13 protein-coding genes and 2 pseudogenes are annotated in these 17106 nt (G+C 61.6%); 8 read left to right on the forward strand and 7 right to left on the reverse strand.

Annotated elements, in window-relative coordinates:
- The 4 genes from ABGT79_RS05955 to ABGT79_RS05970 all read right to left on the reverse strand — a co-directional run bounded on the left by ABGT79_RS05955 (window position 1) and on the right by ABGT79_RS05970 (window position 5064).
- Window positions 1-963 (reverse strand): tripartite tricarboxylate transporter substrate binding protein, encoded by a 963-nt coding sequence (locus ABGT79_RS05955; protein WP_346665425.1) that lies wholly within the window; start codon window positions 961-963, stop codon window positions 1-3.
- A 52-nt stretch (window positions 964-1015) separates the two neighbouring features.
- On the reverse strand, window positions 1016-2947 hold the full coding sequence (locus tag ABGT79_RS05960) for an FAD-dependent oxidoreductase (protein WP_346665426.1): 1932 nt from the start codon (window positions 2945-2947) through the stop codon (window positions 1016-1018).
- 194 nt (window positions 2948-3141) lie between these two features.
- Window positions 3142-4827, reverse strand: a complete 1686-nt coding sequence (locus tag ABGT79_RS05965) for an FAD-binding protein (RefSeq protein ID WP_346665427.1) — start codon at window positions 4825-4827, stop codon at window positions 3142-3144.
- Between the two features lie 3 nt (window positions 4828-4830).
- Entirely contained in the window at window positions 4831-5064 is a 234-nt protein-coding gene (locus tag ABGT79_RS05970) for a ferredoxin family protein (RefSeq protein ID WP_294484085.1), read from the reverse strand.
- Between the two features lie 238 nt (window positions 5065-5302).
- On the opposite strand from ABGT79_RS05970, the gene ABGT79_RS05975 reads away from it, so the two are divergent.
- The 3 genes and pseudogenes from ABGT79_RS05975 to ABGT79_RS05985 form a co-directional block, all read left to right on the forward strand.
- On the forward strand, window positions 5303-6808 hold the full coding sequence (locus ABGT79_RS05975) for a sigma-54 dependent transcriptional regulator (RefSeq protein ID WP_346665428.1): 1506 nt from the start codon (window positions 5303-5305) through the stop codon (window positions 6806-6808).
- 321 nt (window positions 6809-7129) lie between these two features.
- Window positions 7130-7324: a hypothetical protein gene (locus ABGT79_RS05980; RefSeq protein WP_346665429.1), complete on the forward strand. Its 195-nt coding sequence runs from the start codon at window positions 7130-7132 to the stop codon at window positions 7322-7324.
- A gap of 15 nt (window positions 7325-7339) precedes the next feature.
- Window positions 7340-8329: pseudogene (locus ABGT79_RS05985) on the forward strand (carbon-nitrogen hydrolase family protein); the annotation flags it as partial.
- A 171-nt stretch (window positions 8330-8500) separates the two neighbouring features.
- Here ABGT79_RS05985 and ABGT79_RS05990 read toward each other — a convergent pair.
- On the reverse strand, window positions 8501-11149 hold the full coding sequence (locus ABGT79_RS05990; protein WP_346665430.1) for a valine--tRNA ligase: 2649 nt from the start codon (window positions 11147-11149) through the stop codon (window positions 8501-8503).
- 143 nt (window positions 11150-11292) lie between these two features.
- Here ABGT79_RS05990 and ABGT79_RS05995 point away from each other — a divergent pair, with 143 nt between their 5' ends.
- Window positions 11293-12513 (forward strand): BPL-N domain-containing protein, encoded by a 1221-nt coding sequence (locus tag ABGT79_RS05995; RefSeq protein ID WP_346665431.1) that lies wholly within the window; start codon window positions 11293-11295, stop codon window positions 12511-12513.
- Window positions 12514-12940: 427 nt separating this feature from the next.
- Here the strand turns inward: ABGT79_RS05995 and ABGT79_RS06000 are convergent, their stop codons facing one another.
- Window positions 12941-13501 carry a helix-turn-helix transcriptional regulator gene (locus tag ABGT79_RS06000; RefSeq protein WP_346665432.1) on the reverse strand — a complete coding sequence of 187 codons (561 nt, stop codon included), beginning with the start codon at window positions 13499-13501 and terminating at the stop codon, window positions 12941-12943.
- A 210-nt stretch (window positions 13502-13711) separates the two neighbouring features.
- Complete coding sequence (locus ABGT79_RS06005) at window positions 13712-13978, reverse strand: BTB/POZ domain-containing protein KCTD2 (protein ID WP_346665433.1); 267 nt, start codon at window positions 13976-13978, stop codon at window positions 13712-13714.
- 522 nt (window positions 13979-14500) lie between these two features.
- Here ABGT79_RS06005 and ABGT79_RS06010 point away from each other — a divergent pair.
- The 4 genes and pseudogenes from ABGT79_RS06010 to ABGT79_RS06025 form a co-directional block, all read left to right on the forward strand.
- Window positions 14501-14673: pseudogene (locus ABGT79_RS06010) on the forward strand (hypothetical protein); the annotation flags it as partial.
- A gap of 18 nt (window positions 14674-14691) precedes the next feature.
- On the forward strand, window positions 14692-15510 hold the full coding sequence (locus ABGT79_RS06015) for an FAD-dependent oxidoreductase (protein ID WP_346665434.1): 819 nt from the start codon (window positions 14692-14694) through the stop codon (window positions 15508-15510).
- Between the two features lie 123 nt (window positions 15511-15633).
- Complete coding sequence (locus ABGT79_RS06020; RefSeq protein WP_346665435.1) at window positions 15634-15909, forward strand: hypothetical protein; 276 nt, start codon at window positions 15634-15636, stop codon at window positions 15907-15909.
- Between the two features lie 970 nt (window positions 15910-16879).
- Window positions 16880-17080 carry a helix-turn-helix domain-containing protein gene (locus ABGT79_RS06025; protein ID WP_346665436.1) on the forward strand — a complete coding sequence of 67 codons (201 nt, stop codon included), beginning with the start codon at window positions 16880-16882 and terminating at the stop codon, window positions 17078-17080.
- Window positions 17081-17106: the final 26 nt, after the last annotated feature.

Here is a 17106-nt window from a genome sequence, read left to right on the forward strand (position 1 = left end):
TCAGTCGGCGGTTTCCTTGATGACGTCCTTCAGGTTTTCCACCTTCTGGTCGATCTTCGCGATGGTTTCCTTCAGGTCGTTGCTGTCCTGGAAGCCGTAGGTGGAGCCGATTCTTTCAATGGAGGCCTTGAGTTCCGGGTCGTCCCGGAGCGTGGCCAGACGGCTGGTCAGATAGTCCAGGGCTTCCTTGGGCATGTCGGCGCGGCCGATGAGGCAGTTGAACATGGTGCAGCCTTCCATATCGAGGCCGTATTCGGCAAAGGTGGGCACGCCTTCGATGATGCGGGTCTTCGAGGCGGAGGCCAGAGCGCGGATCTTGCCCTTGTGGGTGGTCAGCCACTGGGCGTTGGAGCAGGCGGCGTCAATCTGTCCGTCGAGCAGGGCCACGTTCAGCTTGGTGCCGTTTTCAAAGGGAATGCGCACCATGTCCACGCCGGTTTCCTTCACGAAGGAGGCAAAGGTAAGATGGTTGGAGCTGTAGGAGCCGGTGTTGCCCACGGTCACCTTGCCGGGATGTTCCTTGGCGTACTTGATGAGATCGTCGAGCGTCTTGAAGGGGCTGTCTTCGCGCACGGTGATGATTTCATCGAAGAGCACGGAAGCAACGATGGGTACGAGATTCTTGGTGTTGTAGGAGGTCTTCTGGAAGACCTGCTGCATGGAGATGTGCGGGAAGTTGTAGAAGAGCAGGGTGTAGCCGTCGGGCCTCGTGCTCATGTAGTAGTTGGCGCCCACCACGCCGCCCGCGCCGGCCTTGTAGTCGGTGACGAGCTTGACGCCCAGCGCCTTTTCATAGAAAGGCTGCGCGGCGCGGAAGTTGTTGTCTGCGCCGGTGCCGGCGCCGAAGGGAATGATGACGGTAATGGGCTTTTCAGGATAGGCCGCCTGAGCGGGGGATGCCAGACCGAGGGCGAGCAGTACGGCGGCGCAAGCCTTTCCGAGCTTGTTGAGGGTAATGTTCATGACCTCTCTCCTTGTACGACAGGGGGTTGAAAAAGGGGCTCCTTCGGGTGACTCACAGCCTGCGGCCGATCTGCGCGCCTTCGCGGATGGCGTAGAGCGCGTCACCGATCTGGCGACAGTCGCCGATGGCGTGATATTCCAGGCCCAGAGCTTCGAGATCCTCGACCAGATTGTTCACCGGCACCGTGCCGATGGCTAACACTACTGTATCACAAGGCAGCGTGAGCATGGAACCGGTATTGGCGGCGTCCACGCCTTCGCTGTTCAGGCGCAGAAGAGGAGAATTGGGATAGAAGCGCACCTTGGCGGCCACCATTTCGTTGCGGTAGATGCCCACCAGGCGAGGAATGCCGCCGTGTCCGATTTCCATGGCTTCGAGCAGAGACACGTCCTTGCCCTGCTTGGCGAGCTTGATGGCGACTTCCATGCCGATGTAGCGGCCGCCCACCACCACGACACGGTCGCCGACTTCGGCGCGGTCCATGATGACGTCCATGCCCTGCACCACGGAAGGTCCGCCGTGCGCGGGTCTGTCCACGGCGGCGGGAAGTCCGCGCGGCACCGCGCCCGTGGCGAGAACAACCACGTCGGGGCGTTCCTTTTCCAGCAGAGCGCGGTTCACTTCCACGCCCGTGTGCACGTGCACGCCGGCCTCCTTCATGGCATTGAGCATCCAGGGAATGAGCGTGCGGAAGTCGGACTTGTAGGTAGCCTTGCCGGCCACGATCCACTGACCGCCGAGATCCTCGGCCTTTTCGTAAAGATCCACATGATGGCCGCGTTCGGCGAGAGTGTGGGCGGCTTCCATGCCCGCAAGGCCGCCGCCGGCAATGAGAATGTGCCTGGGTTCGGCAGCAGGTTCCGGCTTGGGGAATTCCGCCTCGCGCATGGCCGCAGGGTTCACCGTGCAGGTGATGCCGGGCGTGGGAATGCGGTCCTTTCTGGACTTGTAGGTGAAGCAGTTCAGGCAGTAGATGCAGCGCTTGATGTCGCGGTAGCGGCCTTCCCTGGCCTTGATGAGCAGCTCGGGATCGGTGATGAAGGGACGGCCGAGAGAAATGAAGTCCGCCGCGCCCTCTTCGAGCAGCAGTTCAGCGGCAAGCGGATCGTGAATCTTGCCCACGGCGATGACGGGCTTGCCCGAGGCTTCGCCCACGGGGCGCGCCAGATGCGCCAGACAGTTGCGGGGGAAGAAATAGTTGAACGAGGTGTTCCAGCCTTTTTCCTGATTGCCGGCCGAGCATTCAAAGGCGTCCACGCCCTCGGCGGCCATGATGCGGGCTATCTGCTTGCCGTCTTCAAGGGTATTGCCGCCCTCGACCATGTCATCCACGCTGAAGCGGAAGATGATGGGGAAGTCTTCGCCGGCCTGCTTGCGGATGGCCTGCACGATCTGACGGGGGAAAAGCGTGCGCTTTTCCAGAGTGCCGCCGTAGGCGTCGGTGCGGCGGTTGCTGTAGGAAGAAAGGAAAAGGCTCACCAGCTTGCCGTGAGCGGCGTGGATTTCCACGGCGTCGAAGCCTGCTTCGCGGGCGCGACGCGCGGCCTGACCGTAGCATTCCACGAAATATTCGATCTGCTCGACGGGAATTTCCTTCGGGGGCTTGTCTTCAAAGGCGAAGCGCACGGGCGAAGGCGCAATGGAGTGCCCGTCGGGACGGCGGGTGCCGCGGCCGCCCAGTTCCACGGCGACCTTGGGACCATAGGAGTGCATGCGTCGTACAAGGTCGGCAAGAGGAGGAATGTGCGCGTCGCACCACAGACCCATGGCGCCGTCGGTCTGTTCTTCACGCCAGCAGTAGGTGTGGCCCATAATGACAAGGCCCATGCCGCCCTTCGCTCTTACTTCATAAAAACGGGCAAGGGCGTCGCTCAGCGTGCCTTCGGGCCCGGCCCCGCGCGCGGCGATAGGAGCAAAAACAAGGCGGTTGTTCAGCTCCATGTTGCCGATGCGTCCGGGGGTAAGCAGTTTTTCCAGTGCCATGATGTCTCCAGAAATTGCGACTTGCCGGATGTCTGCTCCGCTCTCGGAAAACAGCATCCGCTCTTGAACGGCGGAGCGCATCCGCGCGTTCGGGTGATGATGAAGTGTCTTTGACGCCCGCATGCGGCAGGTCCGGAAAATCCCGGGCCTGCCGCATCGGACTCTGTCATGCCGTATCTTTCGTCGTTACGCGGCTACGCGGACCAGCGCTGACGCCATTCCGTGATAACCTTGCCGTTTTCCTTGCGTACCGTCAGGAATTTGTCCGACAAAAGCGGATTCGTAAAGGTGTAATCGGAACGCTGATGCATGCCGCGGCTTTCCTTGCGTTCGCGGGCGGCGTGCATGATGACTTCGCCGTTGTCCATGAGCTCGAAGGCTTCCACGGTGCGCAGAAGTTCGTGAGCGTTGGCGGCCTTCACGCATTCCTCGGCGTTCGTGCGCAGGTCGGCAAGATACTTGAGGCCGGCGCAGAGCAGGGTTTCGGAACGCACTCTGTGCGGACCGGCCGCGGCGTAGTCGTTCATGATCTGCTGCAGGCCCATGGCGGCTTCCTTCCAGTGCGCGCCGGAAGGACGGGTCAGGAATCTGTCGTAGTAGGCCATGCGTTCCTGCGCCCATTCGGACTTTTCCGCTTCCACGAGGGAACCGGTCTCCAGGTTGGCGGAAGCGTGCTCGCCGGCCATCCAGCCCCACACGGCCGCGCCGGAGATGTCGGAGCGGAAGTTGCCCACCATGTCGCCCGCAGCGTACAGACCATGCACGGAGGTTTCGCCGTTGATGTCGATCTGCAGGCCGCGGCCGATGAGATGCGGTTCGTACTGCATGAATTCCACGCCGTACTTGGAAGGATCGATGCCCTTGTCGTCCATGTAGTTGAGCAGCGCGCCGAGGCCTTCGCTGATCATGCCCGCGCGCATGAACTTCATGTCTTCAGGGCCGGTGCCCGAGCAGTCGATGTAGGCGGGGCCGGTGCCGTTCATGAGCACATCGCTGTAGGCGGAGTTCCACACGTCGCAGGTGATGTCGCCGACTTCCCTCGTGGCCTTGGTGACGAAGGGGCCGAGCAGCTTGCCGTTGGGATAGCGGTACACGCCTATCCAGGTGCTCTTGCCGGCTCTGGAGAAATACTTGGGACCGGCGTGACGGTTGGGCAGCTCCATGTTCACGAGCTTGGCGCCGATGCGCCAGCTCTGCGCCTGCGCCGCGCCCGTGCAGGAAGGACAGAAGGCGGTGTTGAACAGCCAGCCGGGAGTTCCGGCGGGCGAGTACAGGCGGGAGGCCGATCCCGTGGCGATGATGACCTTCTTGGCGCGCACCACGGTGTAGGAGGGTTCCTTGCCGCTCATGTCCAGCGCGAGCGCGCCGGTGATGCCTTCATCGTTGCGCAGAAGGTCGAGCACGGGATGATGATTGAGAATGACGGCTCCGGCCTTCTTGGCCTGAGCGGTGAGCACCTGCTTCTGATTGTGACCGTCGTACTTGAGGAAGATGCGGGGACGATTGGGGAAGGCGTGTCCCATGAACACGTAGTCGTCGCCGAAGGGCTTCATGTTGATGCCCCAGGAATGCCACTTGTCGGCAATGCTGATGGAACGCTCAAGGAAGCGCACCGAAAGCTTGGTGTCGTGGCAGAGGCCGAGCATACTGTCCAGAAGTTCCTTCAGGATGGGAGCGATGTCGTTGCCGTGGGCCTTGGGATAGTAGCAGGTGAAGTGATCGTTGCCGGTCGCGCCGGAACCGCTGCGCTTGCTGTTGGCTTTTTCGAGCACGATGACCTTCGCGCCGCCCTGAGCGGCGGAAATGGCCGCGCACAGACCGCCGATACCGCCGCCGACGACCAGAACATCCGTTTCCAACGTATTTTTAAGCGTGAGCATGACCTACTCCTTGAACTGGGCCGCATCCACATGGAGCAGCATGTAATTGAGGGGAATCCGCAGAGACACGGCTTTCTTGGGGCAGTCAAGCACGCAGGCGTTGCAGTGCCAGCATTCCTCGCCGTAGGCGACGCTGGGAACCGTTTTGGGAGCTTCCTGCTCGAACACATTCATGGGACAGATATCGGCGCAGGTTCCGCAGCCGATACACAGGTCCTTATTGATGACCGGGGGCATGTTTTCTCTCCTTGCTCGTTGGCGGGCGTATGGGTGATATTGTCAATCCTATGATTAGCAAAATCCATACCAAAATGAAAAATTCCATAAAACAAGGAGGTTGTGAAAAATATCGAAATCATAATTATTGCGAAATTATAATTTAAGTTTGTATTTTCATAAGACTTGAACTATATACCTTTGCGGCGCGCGCAAAAGAGCCCGCCCCTGTTTTCCACGCTCAGCCAAAAGGTCCCTCATGCATTTCGACGAAGATTCCCTGCGCGCCAGCGCCCTGTCCTTCAAGCTCATCTACCGCACGCGCGGCATGTATCAGACCTACGCATGCCTTCGCGACTTTCTGGCCGAAACCATGGCCGTGACCCGCATCAACGCGCTCTACATTCCTTCGGACTGGTCCAACGTCATCACCATGGTGGACACCCAGGAAAACAGACCCGTCACCATGAAGAGGGAAGGCCGTCAGCTGCCCCTTCTGCTCTGGGAGAGGCTGGCCGAACCGCTCATCGTGGGCAATCTCGATCCCTACAAGGAAAAGCATCTGGAAAGCGATCCCGCGGCGGAAAAGCTGCCCTTTCTCCATCACCGCTCGCTGGCCCGTCTGCCCCTGTGCCGCACGGAAGCGTATATTTTCGTGGTCAACTTCTGGTCCGACACCTACAACGCCTTTACGGAAGACGATCTGCCCGAGCTTCAGAAGGTCACCAGCGGCTTTGCGGAAGAACTGGCCCAGGATCTGGAAAGTCCGGCCGCGCCGTCCAGCCGTTCTCTGACTTCCGGCAGCGACAAGCTCTTCGAGTGTTCGGGGCTGAATCACGTGCGCAACATGGTGGAGCAGGTAGCCCCGTGTTCGAGCACCGTGCTCATCATGGGCGAAACCGGCGTGGGCAAGGAATCCGTGGCCGACGCCATTCACGAACTCTCGCCGCGGCGCAACGGGCCGTTCATCAAGGTGAACTGCGGCGCCATTCCCGACACGCTGCTCGAAAGCGAACTCTTCGGCTACGAAAAAGGCGCGTTCACCGGCGCCGTGAACACACGCCGCGGCTATTTCGAGGCCGCACAGGGCGGCACCATTCTGCTGGACGAAATCGGAGAAATGCCCCTTTCCGCGCAGGTGCGGCTGCTGCGCGTGCTGGAAAACCGGACCATCACGCGAGTGGGCAGTCCGAACGCGGTGCAGCTCGACGTGCGCATCATCGCCTCCACCCACGCGGATCTGCACCGCAAAGTCAAAGAAGGCACCTTCCGCCGCGATCTCTGGTACCGGCTCAGCGTGTTTCCCATCCACGTGCCTCCGCTGCGGGAACGCAAGGAAGACATTCCCACCCTGCTGCGTCATTTTCTCCACACCAAGGCCAAGCAGTTCGACCTGCCGGAAACCATCCGCATTCCCAAGGAAGAACTTGCGAGACTGTACGCCTACAACTGGCCGGGCAACGTGCGGGAACTGGATCATGTCGTGGAGCGCGCCATGATTCTTGCCCGCGGCAAAAGCGGCACGCTGCACTTCGACATTGAAAGGGACGAATTCGAGGAATCGGTCTGGTCTGCGCCGGAAGAAAACGCCTCCGACTGGCCCACGCTGGCGGAAATGGAAAACCTCTACATCCGCGCCGTGCTGGCAAAATGCGGGGGCAAGCTCACCGGCGAAAACAGCGTCACGCAGGTGCTGGGAATTCACTACACCACCCTGCGCGCAAGAATGAAGCAGCTCGGCCTGAGCATGCCAAGAGAAAAATAGGGCGCTCCCGGAAGACGCAGGGAAAAGCTGAACGCAAAGGCAGATCGTTCAAGGACAGAAAGCGCTCTCCGCAGGCACAGAGAGAACACCTCGCGCCCCGCCGCAGGCGCGCCAGCGGATTTTCTTCCCTCGTCCGGGAGCAGCTCCGCAAAGAGACATCCTACTCCCCCTCTTCCGCGCGCGTTCCGTCGCCGCCGGGCGATCCCCCGAATCCCCGCCGCCTGCCGCAGGCGGTACATTAACCGGCCGCGGTACGCGTCCGTGCCGAAAGTCTTGTACCAGGTGTTTCAGCTTCACATTGAAATCATTGAAAAAACAATTATGGCATCATTCTTGCATAAGAACAGGCAACGCATCATTCTTCTCAAGGAGTTCGCCATGAACCTTTTCTCCAGAAGCATATTCCGCAGAGTAGGCGCGGCCTGCCTTCTTTCCGTTCTTTCCGCCACGCTCTGCCTGGCGGCGGAGGCTCCCCGCTACGACGACCATCTCAAGCTGGCTCTCGTCAACATGTAGCCCGTCTGGGGCGACAAGGACGCCAACCTTAAAAAGATGGTCCGCATGGCGAACGAAGCTGCCGACAACGGCGCGCAGATGATCGTGTTTCCCGAAATGTGCCTCACCGGCTACGCCATGGAACAGGGCGACATGAAGCGCGCCGACCGCATGCAGATACGCCTTGCCGAAACGGAAACAGGTCCGAGCGCCTCCGTGATGACGAAGCTTGCCAGGGATCGCAGCGTCTACATCGTTTACGGCTATCCGGAACGCATCGGCAGCGACAAGCTGAACGTCTATAACTCCGCCTTCGTGGCCGGACCGGACGGTTATCTCGGCTCGTACCGCAAAATTCATCCCTTCGGCAGCGAAGTCATCTGGTGCAAGACCGGCACGGAGCCCTTCTCCTTCGACACACCCTGGGGCCCCATGGGCATAAGCATCTGCTACGACACCTACAACTATTCGGAGCTCGGCCGCTACTACGGCGCGCTCGGCTGCCGCATGATACTCAATCCCACGGCCACGTCCTGGGCATACTACTCCAACAAGAATCTCAAGAACGGCAAGCCCCTCAACAACGGCTTTCCCACCGCGGGCAACAACACGGAATGGGTGAACCGCTTCAAGAGCCGCGTTGAGGCCGTCGTGGTGCAGAGCGGTCTGTTCGTGGCGAGCTCCGACCTCGCCGGCGCGGAATACGACGCCAGGGGAACATTCATGGGCACCTGCTTCCCCGGCGGCTCCTGCGTGGTCGGCCCCTCCGACGACAAGCCCGGCACGCTCACCTATTTCGACTACTTCGGCACCGATCCCGCCGCGTTCGGCACGGAAGGCATAGCCTACAGCAACGTCGATCTGAGCCGCGCCACCCGCAATTCCTTTGCGAACTACATCAAGACCGACCTTCAGGAAGGCAACCTGTACATGCCCGACCTCTACGCCAAATGGTTCGGCGATCTGGCGGCCTCCGGCAAGTTCACCTCCCTGAATCACGCCATGAGCGGAGCCGCGGCCCGGTAGTTCGTTCAGCTCCACGTTTACGGGCGCGACGCCTGCGTAAAACTCCTCCCCGGCGCAGACGTCGCAGCCCGTTCATTCTCCTCCTCATCCAGATTCCTGGACAAAGGGCGCGGCCCCATCCTTTCGGATGAAGCCGCGCCCTTGCTTGTTCACGCGTGCGGAAAAACGCCGCTATTCTTCCATGGCTTCCTTGAAGCGGTTCTGCAGCGCCTGCATCTTGGCCTTCTTGTCGATGAGTTCCGTGTGACGCGCCTTTTCGGATTCCACAAGGTCCGCGGGTGCGCGCTTGACGAAGTTCTCATTGGAGAGCTTGGCGTCGAGGGCGACGAGATCCTTGTCCACCTTGCCGATTTCCTTGTCGAGGCGGGCGAGTTCGGCCTGGAAGTCCACCGCGCCCGAAAGCAGCACGATGACTTCGCAGCCGCGCACCACGTTGCTGGCCGAAGCCTTGGGCGCATGGGCGTTGCTGTCGATGGTGAGGCTTTCGAGTCTCGCCAGATCGAAGAATCCGCGGTTCGCCTCCAGCAGAGCGGCCTGTTCGTCGCTCGCCGGACGGAGCACCACGGTCAGGCGGTACGACGGCTTGATGTTGAGTTCCGCGCGGATGGTGCGGATGGCGCTGATGGCTTCCTGAAGGAAGATCATCTCGTCGGATTCGCGCTTCTTCACGCACTGCGGGCGGGCTTCGGGATAAAGCTGCGTGGCGATGTCCGTGCCTTCATGGCCGGGCAGGGAGTTCCACACTTCGGCGGTCACGAAGGGAATCATGGGATGCAGCAGCAGAAGAATTTCACGCAGCACGGTGTAGAGCACATACTGCGCTTCTTCCTTCGCCTCGCCATCTTCCTTCATGTCGGCCTTGATGAGTTCCAGATACCAGTCACAGAACTCGTTCCACAGGAACTTGTACACGCACTGCGCCGCGTCGTTGAAGCGATAGCTTTCGAGAGCGGCGTCCTCTTCCACCTTGATTTCCTCAAGACGGTTGAGAATCCACTTGTGATGCAGTCCCTTGACGGCTCCGAGGTCGACGGCCCTGGGCTCGCCGTGTTCGGGCAGGTTCATGAGGGCGAAGCGCGAAGCGTTCCACACCTTGTTCACGAAGTGGCGATAGCCCTCAATGCGCTCCTCGGACATGCGGATGTCGCGGCCCATGGCGGCAAAGGCGGCCAGGGTGAAGCGCAGAGAGTCCGCGCCGTACTTGCGGATCATGTCCTGCGGGTTGATGCCGTTGCCGAGCGACTTGGACATCTTGCGGCCCTGCGCGTCGCGCACGAGGGCATGGATGTACACTTCGCGGAAGGGCACTTCGCCCATGAAGTGCTGGCCCATCATGATCATGCGGGCCACCCAGAAGAACAGAATGTCGAACGCCGTGACGAGCACGCTCGTGGGATAGTACTTCTTGAGCGTTTCGGTGTGTTCGGGCCAGCCCATGGTGGAGAAGGGCCACAGCGCAGAAGAGAACCAGGTGTCGAGCACGTCGGGGTCCTGTTCCAGCTTGTGGCTGCCGCACTTGGGGCACACCGTGGGATCTTCCTCGGCGACGATGAGCTCGCCGCAGTCGGCGCAGGTCCACGCGGGAATGCGGTGGCCCCACCAGATCTGACGGCTGATGCACCAGTCGCGGATGTTGTCCAGCCAGTTGTAGTAAGTCTTGGTCCAGCTTTCGGGATAGATCTTGATCTTGTCCGGCACGGCGGCACGGGCGGCGGGAGCCATCTTGCTGATGGCCACGAACCACTGATCGGAAACGTAGGGCTCGATGACTGTCTTGCAGCGGTAGCAGCAGCCCACGCTGTGGGTGAGCGGCTCTTCCTTCACAAGATGGCCGTTTTCGCGCAGCTCTTCCACAATGGCCTTGCGGCATTCCTCGCGGCTCATGCCGGCGTAGCGGCCGCACACGTCGCTCATGCACATGTTGCCGTTGTCGTCGATGACCTGGATGAATTCCAGATTGTGGGCGTGACCGAGCTTCCAGTCGTTGGGATCGTGGCAGGGCGTGACCTTCAGGCAGCCGGTGCCGAATTCGCGATCCACGTAGCGGTCGGCGATGAGCGGAACTTCGCGGTTCACCACGGGCACGATGAGCTTCTTGCCCACAAAGGTGGCGTAGCGCTCGTCGTCGGGATGCACGCACACGGCCGAGTCGCCGAGAATGGTTTCGGGGCGGGTGGTGGCGATGGTCACGGAACCGGTGCCGTCGGCGAAGTCGTAGCGCACATGCCAGAGCGAGCCCTTGGAGTCGATGTGATCCACTTCGTCGTCGGCAAGGGCGGTGTGGCAGCGCGGGCACCAGTTGACAATGTACTTGCCCTTGTAGATGAGCCCTTCCTTATAGAGCTGCACGAACACCTTGCGCACGGCGCGGGCGAGATTGTCGTCCATGGTGAAGGCTTCGCGCGTCCAGTCCACGGAGGAGCCGAGTTCCTTGATCTGTTCCAGAATCTGGCCGCCGTACTGCTTCTTCCATTCCCACACGCGCTTGATGAAGGCTTCGCGGCCCACATCATGACGGGATTTGCCTTCCTTGGCGAGGGCGCGTTCCACCACGTTCTGCGTGGCAATGCCCGCATGGTCGGTGCCGGGAATCCACAGCACGTTCTTGCCCTTCTGACGGGCGTGACGGCAGAGAATGTCCTGAAGGGTCTGGTTCAGGGCGTGACCGATGTGCAGAATGCCCGTAACGTTGGGCGGAGGAATGACGATGGAATACGGGTCGCCGGGGGCGGACAGGTCGGGCGTGAAGGTTTTGGCTTCTTCCCAGTGCTTGCGCCAGTGAGCTTCCACTTCCTGCGGTTCATAGGCTTTGGACAGCATTTCAAGGCTCCAATGGTTTAAAATATCCGCCGTTCCGCAGAGGAGCGCTCTGCGCCGCTCAGGCGGAAGCGCCGGGAGCTTCCGCCTGACTGCTCTTGCCGAACGGGCGGCTTGTGCGTATGCATAACACACGGAGGGAACACATGATTGCCATACTGTGGGACGCATCCCATATCTGGGGATATCTGCTGCTGCACGCCGTTCGTTCGACGGGCATTCCCTTCCGTGTACTCAAAGGGTTAGACATAGCCCAGACCGGTCTATCTGGCAAGATGCTCATAGTGCCCGGAGGTTCTGCGCGGCGCAAGGCCGACGCCCTCGGGCCGCACGGCGCGCAGGCCGTGCGCCGCTTCGTGAAGGAAGGCGGCAAATATCTCGGCTTCTGCGGCGGCGCGGGGCTCGCGCTGGCCGACGGACTCGGCCTCTGCCCCTGGAGCCGCGACGGCATGACCGACCGGCTTCAGCATCTTGTGTCCGGGCATCTGGTCTGCTCCGTGGCCGAGGGCGGCGATCTTGTTCCGCCGAACCTCGCCGGAAAAGACGCGCTGCTGCCCGTGTGGTGGCCGGGCCGCTTCAACGAGCCGGACGAGCCCTGCGACGTGCAGGTGCTTGCGCGATACCGCGCGCCCGGGCCCGATCTCTACGTGGCGGACATGCCCTTTTCCTCCATGCCCGCCGACATTCTCGCCGAATGGAAGACCATGTACGGCGTCGCGCTGCGCCCCTCACTGCTCGACGGCCGCCCCTGCGCCGTCACGGGAACCTGCAGCAGGGGCGAATGGCTTCTGAGCTACAGCCACCTTGAAACGCCCTCCGGCGCGTTCACGGGCTCGGAACAGGCGGGATCCTGGCTCATGCACATTCTGCGCCGCTGGTGCGGCGAGCCCGTGGATCTTGCGTCCGTGCCGCCGCTGGACTTTGCCGCCCTGCCCGTGCTCTGGGAAGACAAGGCGCTGCTTGCCTCGCGCGCCTCGCTCGACGAACTGCTGTCCCTGGCCTGCGAGCTCGGCCTGCTCTTTCCGCGCAATTCCTGGCTGCTCGGCTGGCGCTCCGGCGTGCCCGGGGCGCAGTTCAACAGCCTGAACGCCGCGCTCTCCACCACGCTCAGCCTTCCGCCCGACAAGCGGCGTCTCCGCCTCTGGAACGAGCGCCGCAGCGATTTTGAACAGGCCTTCTCCCTCTTTTTTCAGGGCGCAAGAAGCTGGCTTCTCGCCCGACGACTCGCCGACACGCTGGCCGATTCCGCGCCGGGCATGCTGCCGCGGGAACTGCTGGTGGACCAGCGCCGCGCGCTTTTCGGTTCGCCCATGTTCGGCGGCGGCCTCAGCGAACAGCTGCTGGACATGCTCGAAGAACTGGCGTGAAGCCTGCCGGCGGAACTTCGCGCCGCGCCCCCTCAGCTCGCCCCTCGACAGCGCGGCCTCCCCTCCTTGCCGCCTGCAAAACGCATACCGACGCTCGCGCAGCGCCGCCACAAACGCGGATCCCGCTGAAACATAAACGCCGCTCCCGCCTGCCGAACACCGCCGATGCCGAAGCCCCGGCGCACGGCAGTCGCCTTCGCCTCCCGCCACGCGTCGCCCGCTCCACCCGGCGCATAAAAAATCCCGCCGCTTCCGAAAAGGAAGAGACGGGGAACACGCCGGGCACGCTCCCGGCGCCTGGAAAACCCCGCGCCGCTGCGCTTTGCGTCCACGCCAAAGTCACAGCGCGCGAGGCGGGGACAAAATATGAAAACATCGAGAGGCGATTTCGCCCGCAGGGAGCAGGGCCGAACCTCGACGCCAAAGACTACGAGCGCCCCCTGCGCAGGCAGCAGGCCACGAGCGCCAGTCCCGCGGCCACGGCCGCCAGCGCGGCCCAGAAAAGAGCCTTCACGTCGCGCGCAAGCACATAACCCCACAGTCCGGTATGCACGCCGCCCCGGCCGTCCACAAGCTGCACGGGAAAAAGTTCGGAATAAATCCACATGGTCAGAAGACCGCCCGCGCCGATGAGAAACATCAGCACGCCGGCCGCGAGCGCAATGTGCCGCGCCGCCGCGCTTGCAGGCTGAGCGGGCGTCGTCTTTTCTCCGCGCTCTTCCGGCAGAGATTCCGCAGGCGCGGCTTCGCCGGATTCCGCCGGACCTTCGGGCGCGTCCGCCTGATCCCTCAGCAGATAATCAAGACTCACCCCCAGCGTGTCGGCAAGTTCCACCAGCCGGTCAAGATCGGGAGCCGAAAGGCCGGTTTCCCATTTCGTGACGGACTGTCGGGACACGCCCATGCGCTGCGCAAGCTCTTCCTGCGAAAGTCCCAGAGCCTTGCGCCGGGCCTGAATTTTTCCGTATAGCTGGAGATCTTTCCTCATGTGCTTCCATGGGCTGACGACATTTCTGATCCGGAAAGCCGGAGCCTCCCCCGTTTCCGGCTGAATCTGTGCATTCCCCGCAGGGAACGTCACGCCTCCCGGTCCTGCCGGTCGCGTCGACGGCCATGAACGACCGCGTTTTAAATCAAGACATGGCCGGACGCGGGGCGAACAAGGCTCGCCGCGGTCCGGCCACAATGCATTGCCTCGTTACTTCAGACGGTCCATCGCCTTGTCGTAGAACACGCACAGCGCGTCCATGTCCTGCTTCTGCTGAAGCTGAAGCAGTTCGGGCTGCAGTTCCTGCATGACCTTCGCGTACTTTTCAGGATCCTTCTGGGAAACTTCCTGAATGGTCTGGGCAAAGGCGGTGGCCTTCTGCTGCGCTTCCTCAGGGCTGCATCCGGCCTCGGCAAGGGAAGAAAAGCCAAGGGTCAGGGCCAGAGCCGCGCACGCGGCCAACATCTTCCTGTTCATAAGGAACTCCTGTGGTTTCATGGCGTACTGCCAGGGGTGAACGGCAGGCCGGAGCATGCGGCCTGTCGATGGCGGCGCTTCAACATCATGATGAAAACAGCAGCCACCTCCCGCCTGACCTCGTCGAAAAACACCCGAGACGTCAGGCCGCCGTGTAGGACGGTCAAGGTTTAACGCCATAGCCCGGCAGACTCCACCAACCGGAAGTTTCCTTTCCGGCAACTTATGGTTGCATCTCTTTTATTTCAGGAAATTATCATAACATATTTTCCCTTGTCACGTTATTTCGGCAACCAAAGGTTGCCGGAAACAGCAGGTTGCACAGCCCATGTCCGGCGGCGGACAGGGGGAAAAACAGCGAACCGGGCTTCCATTCCCGGCCTGCTTTGTCCTCTTCGGCAGCATGCCCTTTTCTCTGAACATGCGCTTGCGCGCGCCGTGCCGAAGCGGGGCGTCCGCCCCATCATCAACGTCCTGCGGCCGCGCAGACGTTTTCCGCAAAAATCATGCGCCATGCAACATATGCAACACGCGCCGCGAGAAAAAAGCCTCCATACTCCAGGCACGGAAGGCGGCCGGTCCCTGTCTCCAGACCCTTCCCGAAAAACGCGGACCGGCCTTTCTCCCTCCATACCAATCCCGTCTCAGGAGATCAGCGTGATAAACACCATCGACACAGAAAAGTGTACCGGATGCGGCACCTGCTTCAAGACGTGCGGACTCGACGTATTCAGACTCGACACCGATCAGCCGGTTCTTTCCCCCTGCATGGCGACATCCGCGGCTACAACGGCCTCATGCAGATGGGCAGCATCGACGAGGCCGCCGAAAGACACAGGGAACGCAATCCCTTCCCCTCCGTCACGGGAGGCGTCTGCCCGCACCTGTGCGAGGGCGAGTGCAGCCGCAGCAAGGTTGACGGCGCCGTCAACATCAACGGCATTGAGCAGTATCTCGGCGACCGCACGCTCCACGACGCGCCCCAAAAGCCCGCCGTGCGTCACGTTCACCGCATAGCCGTGGTGGGCTCCGGCCCCGCCGGCCTCTCCTGCGGCTGGTATCTCGCCCGCGCAGGCTACCCCGTGCGCGTGTTCGAGGCCATGCCCAAGCCCGGCGGCATGCTGCGCTACGGCATTCCCGTCTATCGCCTGCCCGAAGATGTGCTCGACGCCCAGATTGAACAGCTCAAGGCGCTCGGCGTGGAATTTCAGTGCGGAACACGCGTGGGCAAAGGCTGCGACTGCAGCATGGAAGACCTCTACGAACTCGGCTACAAGGCCGTGTTCATCGCTCCCGGCGCAACAAGAAGCCGCAAGCCCGGCGTACCCGGCGAAACGCTGTCCGGCGTGCTCTACGGCGTGGAATTTCTCTGCGCGGTCAGGCAGAACCGTCAGCCGCCGCTCTCCGGCAGGGTCGTGGTGATCGGCGGCGGTGCCGTGGCCATGGACGCCGCCATCACCGCCCGCAAGACAGGCGCGCAGAGCGTGGACCTCTACTGCCTGGAAAGCCGCGAGGAAATGCCCGCCTCATAGGCGGCGTGGGCACCCCGGCGGGCAGCGGCACCAACATCCTCACCATGAACATGCTCGCCTCCACCGCAGGCGTTCAGATATCGTTCTTCCAGTGGTCGGCCATCGGCATGCCCATGGCGCTTTTTGCTCATTCCCGTGGCGTGGTGGGCCGTCATGAAAATTTATCCGCCGGAACTGACCTCCCTCGCCGGCATGGAGCAGCTCTGCGAAGACTATGAATGTATCGGCCCGCTCGGACGCAGGGAAAAGCTGTACATCGCGCTTCTGGCCGTCAACCTGCTCCTCTGGTGTACCACCAGCATCCACGGGCTCTCCCAGCCCGACAGCGGCCGTTCCCGGCAGCATGCTCTTCGCCTTGCCCGGAGTTTCTCTTATCCGCTGGGAAAAGGACAAGCATAAGGTAGGCTGGGACGTTCTCTTCATCGTGGGCGCGGCGAACTCTCTCGGCATGGCTCTGTGGCAGAACGGCGCGGCCACCTGGATAGCCAATACCTTCCTCAGCGGCATGAGCGCCCTGCCCCTCGTGGCGGTCATTGCCCTCATATCCTTGTTCACCATTCTCATTCATCTGGTCATTCCGGTGCCCCCCCATCGTAGTCGTTATTCTGCCCCCGGTGGCGGCCATCGCCTCGTCCATGGGCATCACCCCCGCGATACCGGCAATTCCCCTCAGCTTCAGTGTTTCTGCGGCCGTGCTGCTGCCCCTCGACTCCGTCTCCCTCGTCACCTATCAGGCCGGATACTACAAGATTACCGACATGTTCAAACCCGGGCATCATCTCGGCGGCCCGGGTTGTCATCACCGTGGCCGTCATGTACCTTATCGCAAAGCCTCCCGGTCTGATGTAGCCCTTCGGCCGTTCACCGGAGAATCCATGCCTTCCGCTCCCGAATCCGCCATTCTCACCGCTACGATTCCGGGCATCAATCAAATGTGGGCGCAGCTGCTTTTTCTCGCCGCAAAGCAGGAACACGCCAGAGGAACCTATCGGTACCTGTACGACGACCCGGAACACAGCTTCTACTTTCTGGAAAAAGGCCGCGTCACCATACTGCACGGCGCAACCAATGGCCGCGTACAGGACATGCTCTACATGCAGTCAGGCACACTGTTCAACGTATCTCTCGCCCTCGGCAGCTCTCTGACTCACTTTCTCGATGCCGGCTGTCAGTTCTACTGCCTTACCAACGTCACCGTCTGGAAATTCCCAGGTTCTCTGCTGCACGATCAGGACTTCATCCGCAGTCATCCGGCCTTCATCGAGAATCTCATGTCCTCCATCGGCCTCAAGCTGCTGCTCATGCACAACACCCTCTCCAACTCCGGCACCGCCCCCCCCTCTCAAAGCTCTGCCGCTTCTACCTCAACATGTCGCAGGCCAGCGGCAACGCCCGGGAACTTTCGTCCGGCATATCCCAGACCAAGCTTGCCAATCTGCTCGGTATCCACAGGGTATCTTTGCTGCGCGTCATTCAGAAGCTGAAGCGCGACGGCGCACTTCAGGAGCTCACCAGAGACCGGCTCGTCATCAAAGATCCGAAGTGGCTGCGCTCTCTCGCCATGCAGTAGCTCCCGACGCTGAGAAAAGCGCACAA

Source organism: uncultured Mailhella sp., assembly GCF_963931295.1.
Taxonomy (GTDB): Bacteria; Desulfobacterota; Desulfovibrionia; order Desulfovibrionales; family Desulfovibrionaceae; genus Mailhella.

Bases quoted from the DNA above. Each gene is read 5' to 3' on its own strand.
- ABGT79_RS05955 (WP_346665425.1), bottom strand. From the start codon at position 963: ATGAACATTACCCTCAACAAGCTCGGAAAGGCTTGCGCCGCCGTACTG.
- ABGT79_RS05960 (WP_346665426.1), bottom strand. From the start codon at position 2,947: ATGGCACTGGAAAAACTGCTTACCCCCGGACGCATCGGCAACATGGAG.
- ABGT79_RS05965 (WP_346665427.1), bottom strand. From the start codon at position 4,827: ATGCTCACGCTTAAAAATACGTTGGAAACGGATGTTCTGGTCGTCGGC.
- ABGT79_RS05970 (WP_294484085.1), bottom strand. From the start codon at position 5,064: ATGCCCCCGGTCATCAATAAGGACCTGTGTATCGGCTGCGGAACCTGC.
- ABGT79_RS05975 (WP_346665428.1), top strand. From the start codon at position 5,303: ATGCATTTCGACGAAGATTCCCTGCGCGCCAGCGCCCTGTCCTTCAAG.
- ABGT79_RS05980 (WP_346665429.1), top strand. From the start codon at position 7,130: ATGGCATCATTCTTGCATAAGAACAGGCAACGCATCATTCTTCTCAAG.
- ABGT79_RS05990 (WP_346665430.1), bottom strand. From the start codon at position 11,149: ATGCTGTCCAAAGCCTATGAACCGCAGGAAGTGGAAGCTCACTGGCGC.
- ABGT79_RS05995 (WP_346665431.1), top strand. From the start codon at position 11,293: ATGATTGCCATACTGTGGGACGCATCCCATATCTGGGGATATCTGCTG.
- ABGT79_RS06000 (WP_346665432.1), bottom strand. From the start codon at position 13,501: ATGAGGAAAGATCTCCAGCTATACGGAAAAATTCAGGCCCGGCGCAAG.
- ABGT79_RS06005 (WP_346665433.1), bottom strand. From the start codon at position 13,978: ATGAACAGGAAGATGTTGGCCGCGTGCGCGGCTCTGGCCCTGACCCTT.
- ABGT79_RS06025 (WP_346665436.1), top strand. From the start codon at position 16,880: ATGTCGCAGGCCAGCGGCAACGCCCGGGAACTTTCGTCCGGCATATCC.